Origin of the sequence: Agrobacterium larrymoorei (assembly GCF_005145045.1) — a bacterium.
Taxonomy (GTDB): domain Bacteria; phylum Pseudomonadota; class Alphaproteobacteria; order Rhizobiales; family Rhizobiaceae; genus Agrobacterium; species Agrobacterium larrymoorei.
The window spans coordinates 1,167,118-1,179,282 of sequence record NZ_CP039691.1; the positions used below are offsets into that span (position 1 = coordinate 1,167,118).

Below are 12,165 nucleotides of genomic sequence, written 5' to 3' on the forward strand. Positions count from 1 at the left end.
TTTGCGTAATCTGGAGGAAGCTAACTCGCCCAAACATTGACAAATTACGGAAGTTCCGTATTTTTAAATGCCAGAAATTGAGGTGGATTGATGGGTTATCCGGTGCGAGTGGCCGCAACGACGTTCGCCAAAGAGTTTGGCAAATATAGCGATGAAGCGCTGGCTTCAGGCGGTGTTGAAGTTACGTCCCATGGTCGTCCAATCGGTGCTTACATCAGCTTGAAAGAGCTCGAGAACTATGAGCGTTTGAAGAAGAAAGAGCGCCGGGCGATCCATGTTGAAGAGATGGATGACGAGATGCTGTCCGCGATCATGGACGCGGAATACGGTAAAGCCTCCGAGTGAACTATCCCGAACCTGTACCGGGTCTTGTAATCCGCTTCGATTACCTGTGGCATGCGGATAGTCAAAAAGGTCTCTCAAGCAGCGAAAAGGAGAGGCCTTGCGCAATCGTGCTGTACGCGAAAAAATCCAACAAGACTTTGGTGGTTCCGATTTCTCACTCCTATCCAGAGATGGGTGAAGAGGACTATTCGCTGGAAATACCGGCGGATATCTGCGCTTTGATCGGGCTGGACCAGGAGCGGAACTGGGTGCGGGTCTCAGAGGTCAATGAGTTCGAATGGCCTAGCTCTGATATCCGGCCTCGTCCCGACGATCCCTCTAGGAGCGATTACGGGATGATACCTGAGGCGTTTTTTCTCCAAATTCGCAGGCGTCTCGCCGATGCTGTTGCAAAGAACAGGCTTGCCCGAGCGAAACGGTAAAGCACAGGTCGCACTTCGCGATATCGCTCTATCCCGATTTTCCATTGGCTTTTCATTCTGAACCCGTCTAAGGAGCGCGTGCCAGTTGGCCGGGCAGCCGCGCTTTATCAATGTCGAAAGACGGTAGGGTGAGGAAAGTCCGGGCTCCACAAAAGCACGGTGCCGGATAACGTCCGGCGGGGGCGACCCCAGGGAAAGTGCCGCAGAGAGTAGACCGCCACCTTTTTGGTGGTAAGGGTGAAAGGGTGGGGTAAGAGCCCACCGCGCCGCTGGTAACAGGGGTGGCAAGGTAAACCCCACCGGGAGCAAGACCGAATAGGGATAACGCGGGGCCTGCGCAAGCGGGCCTACAGCCGGTTTTTGGGCGAGTTATCCGGGTGGGTTGCGAGAGGCGGCGTGCAAACGTCGTCCCAGATGAATGGCTGCCACGTTCCGGGTCAAACCGGGGCCATACAGAACCCGGCTTACAGGCCAACTGGCTATTTTCCCTTTTTTGAAATTTCTCTCGCGATGATTCGGGTGATTCGCGTAGCCAATTGTTATTGCTTATAAAATTTCTCGGCCAACTCACGTTAGGGCAGTTGTTTCGGTTGGCGTGAAAGCCTGCCGGTAAACCATTCATTAAACTTAACGGGATATGAATATTCGAATCCGAAGTCGGTTCACGCTGCCTTCTCCCATTGACGCCCATAGTGTCCCATGGTATCCCAAATGCACACCACAGAGGGTCGTGTTTTTGACCCGCAATCGCTGAAACGGATGGAAGGCCTGAACAGGTCTGCAGGGTTCATTGCCCTGCCGGTCAGCGATTTGTCGTGCGTAACGGTGTCGTCCGAACATGCGGGTTCGGGTGGTTTTGGTGAGTTGGCTTATGGGTCGCTTTTTATCGAACGTGACGAACAGGATCGACGCCAAGGGGCGCGTTTCGGTTCCCTCAGCGTTTCGTTCGGTGCTGTCCGAGCGCAATATCCAGGAGCTTTACTGTCTTCAGGATTTCGCGTTTCCGGCAATCAGCATTGGCGGGCCGGACTTGCTGGAACGTTACGAACGGCAGATCGCATCCATGGATGCGTTTTCGCCGGAAGCAAATGCTATGTCGCTGCTGGTTCACGGTGGCGGCATTTTCATGAAGCTCGACGGGGAAGGGCGGTTGATGGTTACGGATTTCATCCGGGACTTTACCGGCATCACCTCCGAAATCACCTTTGTCGGTCGGGCGGATCATTTTCAGTTGTGGCAGCCGGAAGCGTTTCACGAGGCGCAGAAGGCGGCAAGAACGGGGCGCAGTTTTTCGGCTGTTCGTCCCGGTTAAGACGGGGAAACGGAATGGCGGCGAATTCTGGCGGACGATCTTCTGATGCCGGTGGCGGACCGGTTCGCCACATTCCGGTTCTTCTTCGCGAAGTTTTGACGGCGCTCGAGCCTGCACCGGGCAAGGTCATTCTGGACGGCACCTTCGGTGCTGGCGGCTACACTCAGGCCATTCTCGACCAAGGCGCAAATGTCATCGCGCTTGACCGTGACCCGACCGCGATTGCGGGCGGGCAGGCGATGGTTGCGGCAAATGGCGGACGGCTTTCGCTTATTCACTCGCAGTTTTCTGATCTCGCATCGCACGCGCCTGCCGAGGGGCTGGATGGCGTGGTGCTGGATATCGGCGTTTCCTCCATGCAGATCGATGAGGCCGAGCGCGGTTTTTCGTTCCAGAAGAACGGGCCGCTGGACATGCGCATGTCCGCTTCCGGCGTTTCTGCGGCGGATGTGGTCAATCGCTGCAAGGTTTCCGATCTCATTCGCATCTTCGGTTTTCTCGGTGAGGAAAAGCAGTCGGGGCGCATTGCCCGCGCCATCGAGAAGAAGCGTGCCGAAGAGCCGTTCCGCACGACGCGCGATCTGGCCGGGCTGATCGAAATCGTCACGCCGCGCAAGGCGAAGGACAAGATCCACCCGGCGACGCGGGTATTTCAGGCGCTGCGCGTTTTCGTCAATGACGAGCTGGGTGAGCTGGCGCAGGCGCTGTTTGCGGCAGAGCAGGCGCTGAAGCCGGGCGGTCGCCTTGTGGTCGTCACCTTCCATTCGCTGGAAGACCGGATCGTGAAGAAATATTTCGCGGATCGTTCTGGCCGTGCGGCGGGCTCTCGCCATATGCCGATGGTGGAAGACAAGCCTGCGATTTTCGATGCGCTGGGCAAGCCGATGATCGCGGCAAGTGACGAGGAAGCGGATATCAATCCACGCGCCCGCTCCGCCAAGCTGCGTGCAGGTATTCGCACGACGGCTCCGGCGCGTCCGGCGGATGTGTCCATCTTCGATCTTCCCGATCTCGCCAGTCTAGAAAAGATGGGAGGCTGATATGCTGCGCACGCTCGACCTCATTCTCGTAGGCGTGATGGTGGCAGCAGCCGTCGTCACCTATTCGATCAAGCACCAGGCCGATCTCAAGCTTGAATCGGTGAAGAAGCTGGAAGCAGAGATCAAGCTCGAAAGAGACACGATCGATCTTTTGCGCGCCGACTGGGCGCTGCTGACGCAGCCGAACCGTCTTCACCGTCTGGTCAACGCCTATCAGGGCGATCTTGGGCTGGCGGCGACGCAGCCGACGCAGCTGGCGCAGCCGCAGGAACTTCCGATGCTGCGTTCGCAGCTGCCTAAGCCGCCCGAGCCTGAGGGCATGAGCGTCGAGGATGTGATTGCCGCTGCCGTCAACGGCTCCAAGCCGGGTGCGACGCTTGGTGGCGTAAAGCCTAAATCGGCGCCCGCAGGCCAGATCGTTGCCAGCGGGGCCAAGCCCATGCCGGTGCCGACACCGCGTATCGGCGCGTCACGACCAAAGCCCGTCGCCACAATCGATCCCGATGCGGGTGATGAGTCTGGCGATATGGATGGAACGATAACAGGATCGGTGGACTGATGTCTTTTCTCTCCCGCGTCATGGTTTTGAAGAGCAAAGCCCATTTTTCCGCCAGCACGACCGGCGGTGCCGACCATGCTGCCTTCGAGGGTGCGCGCAAGAAGCGGGCATCGCAGGCGAAAAGCCGCGTCGGCCTGCTGATTTTCGGTTTCGTGTGTTTTTACGGCGTCGTCGGTGGACGGTTGGTGCAATATGGCATGGCGATGCCGGAAACCGTGTCCAGCATTGCGCCCGCAGACCGTCTTATGGCGTCGCGTCCTGATCTTCTGGATCGTAACGGCGAAGTGCTGGCGACGGATATTCGCACGGTTTCGCTGTTTGCCGAGCCGCACCGCATCGTGGATGTGGATGAAGCTATCGAAAAAATCCGCACCGTGTTGCCGGATCTGGACACGCGCGGCACCTATCAGAAGCTGACCTCCAATTCCCGCTTCCAGTGGCTGCGCCGTCAGTTGACGCCGAAGCAGCAGAGCCAGATTCTGGCGCTGGGCATTCCCGGTATCGGTTTCCGTCCGGAGAAGCGCCGCTTCTATCCGGGCGGCCCAACGGCGGCGCACGTCGTGGGCCATGTGAACATCGACAACCGCGGCGTGGCCGGTATGGAGCGCTATCTGGACAGCCAGGGTCTTGCGGACCTGACGGCGCTGGGCATGACCTCCGACCAGCCGCTTGAGCCGGTGAAGCTTTCCATCGACCTTCGCGTGCAGGCAATTGCGCGTGAGGTGGTGAGCGAGTGGATCAAGAAGACCGAAGCACTTGGCGCTGGCGCCGTGGTGCTGGACGTGCATACGGGCGAAATCATCGCTATGGTTTCCGAACCGGATTACGATCCGAACAATCCGGCGGAAGGCGCCAAGGAAGGCTGGCTGAACCGCATGTCGAACGGTACGTTCGAGATGGGCTCCACCTTCAAGTCCTTCACCATTGCCATGGGTCTCGATTCCGGCCGGGTGCATATCAACGATATGTTCGATGCCCGCGCGCCGATCCGCATCGGCGGCTTTACGATCAAGGACTTCCACGGCAAGGGCCGCATGCTTTCCGTGCCGGAAATCTTCCAGTATTCCTCCAATATCGGTACGGCGAAGATTGCCGACACCGTGGGCATCGACGGCCACAAGGACTTTTTGACGAAGCTCGGTCTTCTGTCGAAAATGCAGACGGAATTGCCGGAAGTGGCCATGCCATCGCAGCCGCGCACATGGAAGAAGATCAACTCCATTACCATTTCCTTCGGTCACGGCGTGTCCACCACGCCGCTTCAGACGGCGATTGCCGGTGCAGCGCTGGTCAATGGTGGCAAGCTGATCGAGCCGACATTCCTGCCGCGCACGAGGGAGCAGGCCGATCTGGTGGCCAAGCAGGTGATGAAGCCGACGACCAGCAAGGACATGCGCTTCCTGTTCGACTGGAACGGCACCAAGGGCTCTGGCCGCAACGCACGCGTCGAAGGCTTCGATGTGGGTGGCAAGACGGGTACGGCGGACAAGGTCGTCAATGGCCGCTACGTGCACGACAAGAACTTCAACGCCTTCCTTGGCGCCTTCCCGATCTACGATCCGCAATATGTGGTGCTGACGTTTATCGACGAGCCGCGCACGGACAAGGGCAACGGGGCAGCGCTTGCCGGTAACACCGCAGCACCTATGGTCCACGATATTATCAGCCGTTCGGCTTCCATGCTTGGCGTAAAACCGAAATTCGGCAGCGACGGCTCGGCCTTGCTCGTGTCTTATTGATTGGTACAGCTTATGATGGACCGGCGATTCGCGTCGGGGGGACAAGACGGACACATCGATGAATTTGCGAGACCTCTCCGGGACCGAGTTCCCGGAACTGAATGAACTGCTTCGGACTGAAGCCGGGGCGCTGACGATTACGGGGATTACGGCGGATAGCCGCAAGGTCCAGCAGGCCATGCTTTTCGTAGCGGTTGCTGGAAACAAGGCGGATGGCGCGACTTTCGTGCAGGACGCGATTTCCAAAGGTGCAGCCGCCATCGTTTCCAGCCAGCCGCTCAATGTCAGTGTGCCGGTTCTCGTCGTTTCCGATGCAAGGCTTTATCTCGCGCTTTCAGCCGCCCGCTTTTATGGCAGGCAGCCGGAAACCATGGTTGCCGTAACCGGTACGGCGGGCAAGACATCCGTTGCTTCCTTCACGCGCCAGATATGGGCTTTTGCCGGGCATCCCGCAGCGCAGATCGGCACGACTGGCGTCATCGCGCCGGGCCGTGAGGAATATGGTTCGCTGACCACGCCCGATCCGGTTTCGCTGCACGCGCTCCTGGCCGAACTGGCCGATGAGGGCGTGACGCATGCGGCCATGGAAGCGTCCAGCCATGGTCTGGACCAGCGCCGTCTTGACGGCGTGAAGCTTTCCGCTGCCGGTTTCACCAATCTTGGCCGTGATCACATGGATTACCACCCAACGGTGGAAGACTATATGGCTGCGAAGATGCGGCTGTTCGAGACGCTTCTGCCCAAGGGTTCGCCCGTCATCATATTCGCTGACGATCCATGGTCTGCACAGGCAATAGACGTGGCGACGAAGGCTGGGCATGATGTGCGCACCGTTGGCCGCAAGGGCGATTATCTTTCGCTGAAGCGCGTCGAGCATTTCCGCCACAAGCAGATGATCGAAGTTCACCACGAGGGCGCGATCTACGAGGTGGATATTCCGCTGGCGGGTGATTTTCAGGTGGCGAATGCGCTGGTTTCCGCTGGCCTTGCCATGTCCACCGGCGTTTCCGCGTCCGTTGCGATGAAGGCGCTGGAAAAGCTGATTGGCGCGGCGGGGCGTCTGGAGCTCGTTGGCCACTCCGGAAACGGGGCGCTGGCTTATGTGGATTACGCTCACAAGCCGGATTCGCTGGAAAAGGTGCTGACATCGGTGCGTCCTTTCACCTCCGGGCGCATCATCACCGTGTTCGGTTGCGGTGGTGATCGCGACAAGGGTAAGCGCCCGATCATGGGCGAGGTGGCAACGCGGCTTTCCGATATCGTGATCGTGACAGACGACAATCCACGCTCCGAGGAGCCAGCCACGATCCGTTCCGAGATCATGGCGGCGGCACCGGGTGCGCTGGAAATTGCAGACCGGGCGGAGGCGATCCGCCACGCCGTATCCATGCTGGGGAATGGAGACACGTTGATCGTAGCGGGCAAGGGGCACGAGGAAGGTCAGATCATTGGCGGCGTGACGCTGCCGTTTTCCGACCATGAACAGGTGCGTTCCGCGCTGGAAGGATTGAAGATTTGAGCTGGTTATGGACAGTTTCGGATATGATCGCCGTCATGGCCGGTCGTCCGGTCGGCAACCTGCCGCTTGGCATTACGGGCATTTCCATCGATAGCCGCACGGTGCAGCCGGGCGAAGCCTTCTTCGCCATCAAGGGCGACCGTGTCGATGGCCATGATTATGCAAGCTTTGCCGTTGCCAATGGCGCCGGGCTGATGGTCGTTTCCGAGGCGAAGCTGCCAGCGCTGGGCCGCCTGACCGTGCCGATGATCGTTGTCGAGGACGTGCTTTCGGCGCTGGTGAAGCTTGGCATCGCAGCACGCGAGCGCACTTCAGCACGCATCATCGCCGTGACCGGTTCTGTCGGTAAAACCACGACCAAGGAAATGCTGCGGCAGGTGCTTGCCCCCTCCGGCAAGGTGCATGCTGCCGTTTCCTCCTTCAACAACCATTGGGGCGTGCCGCTGACGCTGGCGCGTATGCCTGCCGATACGGAATTCGGCATTTTCGAAGTGGGCATGAACCATCCGGGCGAAATTCGTCCGCTGGTGAAACAGGTAAAGCCGCATCTGGCGATCATCACCACTATTGCAGCGGCGCATCTGGGCAACTTTACCAGTCTTGAAGAGATTGCCGATGCGAAGGCCGAAATTTTCGAAGGCGTTCTGCCGGGTGGCGCGGTCATCCTGAACCGCGACAATGCGCAGTTCGAGCGGCTGGAAGCGGCGGCGATCAATGCCGGTGTCGAGCATGTTCTGACCTTCGGTCAGCACGCCAAGGCCGATTTCCGTCTGGCGGATTTCGAAAGCACGCCGAGCGGCTCCACCATCTGGGCCATCATCAATGGCGAGACGAGCGAACTGAATATTGGCACGCCGGGCCGTCACATTGCGGAAAATGCGATGGCGGCTCTTGGCACGGTTGCGGTCACTGGCGCCAATCTCGACCGGGCATTCGATGCGCTTGCCGCGCTTCAGCCGGTGAAGGGCAGGGGCGAACGCCACCGTCTTTCCGTTGGCGACGGCTCCTTCCTGCTGATCGACGAGAGCTATAACGCCAACCCGGCCTCCATGCGGGCGGCGATTGCGCTTCTGGCGCAGGCGGAAGTGCGCGGCAACGGGCGGCGCATTGCCGCGCTGGGCGACATGCTGGAAATGGGTGAATTTGCAGCGGAAGTGCATGAGGAATTATCCGGCCCGATCCTTTCCGCCGGTATCGAGCATGTGTGGCTTGCCGGAGAATCGATGGCCTATCTGCGCGATGCGCTGCCGGAAAGCGTGAATGTTTCGTGGTTCCCGACAACGGCGGAACTGGCCGAATTCGTGTTGAAATGGGTCCAGCCGGGCGATGTCGTGATGATAAAATCGTCACTTGGCATCGGTTTCGGCAAGATTGTCTCTGCCCTGCTTGACAAGTATCCGGCATTCCCCGAGACGGAACGCCAAAATTAGAGCAATGAAATGCACCGCATTTAGCGGCTTTCATGCGCTCGATATGAAAACAAAGACCTCGAAGCGGCGCGGGCTCCCAATTCCCAGCCGCCGCTTTCTTCGCCTTTTGAAAGGGCAATCATGCTGATCTGGCTCGTTGAACTGTCGGACAAAGTTCAAATCTTCAATCTGTTCAGGTACATTACGTTCCGGGCAGGTGCAGCACTCTTCACCTCCGCTCTCATCGTTTTCCTGTTCGGACCGGCAATCATCAATTCCCTGCGCATTCGCCAGGGCAAGGGCCAGCCGATCCGTGCCGATGGACCGCAGACGCACTTCAAGAAGGCGGGTACGCCCACCATGGGCGGCCTGATGATCCTTGCGGGCATTCTCGGCGGTTCGCTGCTCTGGGCTGATCTCTCGAATGTCTATGTCGTTGCCGTTCTGATGGTGACGCTCGGCTTCGGCGCTATCGGTTTCTACGATGATTACCTGAAGGTGACGAAGCAGAGCGACAAGGGCTTTTCCGGCAAGGCGCGTCTCGGCATCGAGTTCGTGATTGCGGCGATTGCCGTGTTTTTCATGATGCGCGTTGCGCTTGCCACGGCACCGCATGGCGGCACGCTGGGAAGTTCCATCGCCTTTCCGTTCTTCAAGGAACTGGTGATCAACCTTGGCTACTTCTTTATTTTGTTTGGCGCTTTCGTCATCGTTGCCGCAGGCAATGCAGTGAATTTGACGGATGGTCTCGATGGTCTGGCCATCGTGCCGGTCATGATCGCGGCGGCGACCTTCGGCGTCATCTCCTACCTAGTGGGTAATGCGATCTTCGCCAATTATCTCCAGATCAATTTCGTTCCCGGCACGGGTGAGCTGGCCGTGATCGTGGCTGCCGTCATCGGTGGAGGCCTCGGGTTCCTCTGGTTCAACGCGCCTCCTGCCGCCATTTTCATGGGCGATACGGGTTCGCTGGCGCTTGGCGGTCTGATTGGCTCGATTGCGGTTGCCATCAAGCACGAGATCGTCATGGTCATCGTCGGCGGATTGTTCGTCATGGAAACGCTGTCGGTCATCATTCAGGTGTTCTGGTTCAAGCGCACCGGACGACGCGTATTCCTGATGGCGCCGATCCACCACCATTTCGAAAAGAAGGGTTGGACGGAAAGCCAGGTCGTGATCCGCTTCTGGATCATCTCTGTCGGTCTTGCCATGCTCGGCCTTGCCACGCTGAAGCTGAGGTAAGCGATGATCCCCGTCACCTCACTTTCGGGCAAAAAGGTTGCGCTGTTCGGGCTTGGCGGCTCGGGCCTCGTGACTGCAAAGGCGCTGGTTGCCGGTGGCGCGGATGTCACCGCTTTCGATGACAATCCCGATAGCGTTGCCAAGGCAGCGGCTGAGGGTATCCAGACTGCCGATCTGCGCACGCTGGATTGGTCCAAGGTTTCGGTTTTCGTGCTGGCGCCGGGCGTTCCGCTGACGCATCCCAAGCCGCACTGGTCCGTCGATCTGGCGAAAGCGGCGGGCGTCGAGGTGATTGGCGATATCGAGCTTTTCGTGCGCGAACGGCGCGCGCATGCGCCGGATTGCCCGTTCATTGCCATTACCGGCACCAACGGCAAATCCACCACGACGGCGCTGATTGCGCATATTCTGAAATCTTCCGGGCGCGATACGCAGCTTGGCGGCAATATCGGCACGGCTATCTTAAGCCTCGATCCGCCGAAGGCCGAGCGCTTCTATGTGGTGGAATGCTCTTCATACCAGATCGATCTTGCGCCGACGCTGAACCCGACTGCGGGCATTCTCCTGAACCTGACGCCGGATCATCTCGACCGTCACGGCACGATGCAGCATTACGCCGATGTGAAGGAGCGTCTGGTTGCGGGCAGCGATACGGCGGTCGTCGGGGTCGATGACAGCTATTGCACGCTGATTGCCGACCGCATCGAGCGCGCGGGCGTTAAAGTGCTGCGGATTTCCAAGCGCAATGTGGTGGCCGATGGGCTTTACGCCGAGGGTAGCCGCATCATGAAGGCTAAAGGCGGTACGTCTTCGTTGCTGGTCGATCTCGATGGCATCCAGACGCTGCGCGGCAGCCACAACGCGCAGAATGCGGCGGCGGCGATTGCGGCCTGCCTTGCGGTTGGTGTTTCCGAAGATGAGGTGAAGGCGGGGCTGACGTCTTTCCCCGGCCTCAAGCACCGCATGCAGCCGGTCGGACGGCGCGGTAATGTGACTTTCGTCAATGACAGCAAGGCGACCAATGCGGATGCATCGGCACCGGCGCTTTCGAGCTACGAACGGATTTACTGGATTGCGGGCGGCTTGCCGAAGGCGGGCGGTATTGCCAGTCTTTCGCCGCTGTTTTCGCGCATCGCCAAGGCCTATCTGATCGGCGAGGCGGCGGCGGAGTTTGCCGCAACGCTGGGCGAGGCCGTGCCTTACGAGATCTCCGGCACGCTGGACAAGGCCGTGCAGCATGCGGCGGCGGATGCGCTGGCAGACGGTTCGGGTGGCAATGTCGTGATGCTATCCCCGGCTTGCGCAAGCTTCGATCAATATAAGAATTTTGAAATACGTGGTGATTCGTTCGTCTCACACGTCGCTGCGCTGGAAGGCGTGACGATGCTGGTGGGCGAGCCAAAGGAGCGCTGATGACATGGTAAGCCGTATCGACCGCGGTCCAGTCGCGGAATGGTTCTGGACAATCGACCGTTTCTTTCTGGCGGCCTTCATTGCCCTGATGGGCATCGGACTGATGCTGTCCTTCGCGGCTTCGCCTGCGGTTGCCGAGCGTATCGGCCTCAACAGCTTCTTCTTCGTCGAGCGTCAGGCGATGTTCATCGTGCCATCGCTGGCGATCATGGTGGGCCTTTCCTTCCTTTCGCCGCGGCAGGTGCGCCGCGTGGCCATCATCATGCTGATCGCATCGCTGCTGATGATGATTTTCGCGCTGTTCTTCGGCATTGAGGTGAAGGGTGCGCGCCGCTGGATTTCCATCGGCAGCTTTTCCATTCAGCCTTCCGAATTCATGAAGCCCGCCTTCGTCATCGTCTGCGCATGGCTTTTTGCCGAGCGCGCGCGCCACCCGGAAATTCCCGGCAACCTCTTTGCCATCATCACCTTCGGCATCGTGGCAGCACTTCTGATTGCGCAGCCGGACTTCGGCCAGACCATTCTGACCTCCGTCGTCTGGGGCGGCATGTTCTTCATGGCGGGCATTCCGTGGCTGTGGATCATCATGCTCGGCGGTCTCGGCGTTGGCGGCATCGTGGCGGCCTATCTGACGCTTCCGCACGTGGCAGGTCGTATCAACCGCTTCTGGACGGGTGAGGGCGATACATTCCAGGTGGATACGGCGCGTGAGGCGATCATTCGCGGTGACTGGTTCGGCCAGGGGCCGGGTGAAGGCATCGTCAAGCGCATCATTCCCGATGCGCATACCGACTTCATCTTCTCCGTTGCGGCGGAAGAATTCGGCATTCTGTTCTGCATGCTGCTGGTCGCGATCTTCGGTTTCATCGTGCTGCGGGGCCTCAGCCACGCCTTCAAGGAAAAGGACGATTTCGTCCGCTTCGCCGTGGCGGGTCTGGTGCTTCAGATCGGCATGCAGTCGATGATCAATATCGGCGTCAATCTGGAGCTTATGCCCGCCAAGGGCATGACGCTGCCGCTGATTTCCTATGGCGGTTCATCCATGATGGCGATATGCGTGACCGCTGGCTTCCTGCTGGCACTGACACGACACAGACCTGAAAAGCGTGCGCAGGAGCGCAGCTTCTTCCGCGTTGGCGCGGGTCTTCCTGCGGAGTAAAGAGTA

The 12,165-nt window shown here is 59.2% G+C and carries 11 protein-coding genes and 1 other RNA gene; all 12 read left to right on the forward strand.

The window, feature by feature from the left end; genetic code table 11:
• The first annotated feature begins 90 nt into the window (after positions 1-90).
• Complete coding sequence (locus CFBP5473_RS05475; protein ID WP_027674370.1) at positions 91-345, forward strand: type II toxin-antitoxin system prevent-host-death family antitoxin; 255 nt, start codon at positions 91-93, stop codon at positions 343-345.
• A complete protein-coding gene (locus tag CFBP5473_RS05480) occupies positions 342-767 on the forward strand; it encodes a hypothetical protein (RefSeq protein WP_027674371.1) in 426 nt (141 codons plus the stop codon). Before CFBP5473_RS05475 ends, CFBP5473_RS05480 begins: the two co-directional genes overlap by 4 nt.
• 81 nt (positions 768-848) lie before the next feature.
• An RNA gene (gene rnpB / locus CFBP5473_RS05485) (RNase P RNA component class A) lies at positions 849-1,250 on the forward strand.
• Between the two features lie 388 nt (positions 1,251-1,638).
• Positions 1,639-2,079, forward strand: coding sequence for a division/cell wall cluster transcriptional repressor MraZ (mraZ, locus tag CFBP5473_RS05490; RefSeq protein ID WP_027674372.1), 441 nt, complete (start codon positions 1,639-1,641; stop codon positions 2,077-2,079).
• 14 nt (positions 2,080-2,093) lie between these two features.
• Positions 2,094-3,119 carry a 16S rRNA (cytosine(1402)-N(4))-methyltransferase RsmH gene (gene rsmH, locus CFBP5473_RS05495; RefSeq protein WP_027674373.1) on the forward strand — a complete coding sequence of 342 codons (1,026 nt, stop codon included), beginning with the start codon at positions 2,094-2,096 and terminating at the stop codon, positions 3,117-3,119.
• Position 3,120: 1 nt separating this feature from the next.
• Positions 3,121-3,678 carry a cell division protein FtsL gene (gene ftsL / locus CFBP5473_RS05500; protein ID WP_027674374.1) on the forward strand — a complete coding sequence of 186 codons (558 nt, stop codon included), beginning with the start codon at positions 3,121-3,123 and terminating at the stop codon, positions 3,676-3,678.
• Positions 3,678-5,417 (forward strand): peptidoglycan D,D-transpeptidase FtsI family protein, encoded by a 1,740-nt coding sequence (locus CFBP5473_RS05505; protein WP_027674375.1) that lies wholly within the window; start codon positions 3,678-3,680, stop codon positions 5,415-5,417. The genes ftsL and CFBP5473_RS05505 overlap by 1 nt, the downstream gene beginning before the upstream one ends.
• Positions 5,418-5,475: 58 nt before the next feature.
• Positions 5,476-6,936 carry a UDP-N-acetylmuramoyl-L-alanyl-D-glutamate--2,6-diaminopimelate ligase gene (locus tag CFBP5473_RS05510; protein ID WP_027674376.1) on the forward strand — a complete coding sequence of 487 codons (1,461 nt, stop codon included), beginning with the start codon at positions 5,476-5,478 and terminating at the stop codon, positions 6,934-6,936.
• Positions 6,933-8,366, forward strand: a complete 1,434-nt coding sequence (locus CFBP5473_RS05515) for a UDP-N-acetylmuramoylalanyl-D-glutamyl-2,6-diaminopimelate--D-alanyl-D-alanine ligase (protein ID WP_027674377.1) — start codon at positions 6,933-6,935, stop codon at positions 8,364-8,366. The genes CFBP5473_RS05510 and CFBP5473_RS05515 overlap by 4 nt, the downstream gene beginning before the upstream one ends.
• Before the next feature lie 120 nt (positions 8,367-8,486).
• A complete protein-coding gene (gene mraY, locus CFBP5473_RS05520) occupies positions 8,487-9,587 on the forward strand; it encodes a phospho-N-acetylmuramoyl-pentapeptide-transferase (protein WP_027674378.1) in 1,101 nt (366 codons plus the stop codon).
• Positions 9,588-9,590: 3 nt separating this feature from the next.
• A complete protein-coding gene (gene murD / locus CFBP5473_RS05525; protein ID WP_027674379.1) occupies positions 9,591-11,000 on the forward strand; it encodes a UDP-N-acetylmuramoyl-L-alanine--D-glutamate ligase in 1,410 nt (469 codons plus the stop codon).
• A 4-nt stretch (positions 11,001-11,004) separates the two neighbouring features.
• Positions 11,005-12,159 (forward strand): putative lipid II flippase FtsW, encoded by a 1,155-nt coding sequence (gene ftsW / locus CFBP5473_RS05530; protein ID WP_027674380.1) that lies wholly within the window; start codon positions 11,005-11,007, stop codon positions 12,157-12,159.
• Positions 12,160-12,165 lie beyond the last annotated feature (6 nt).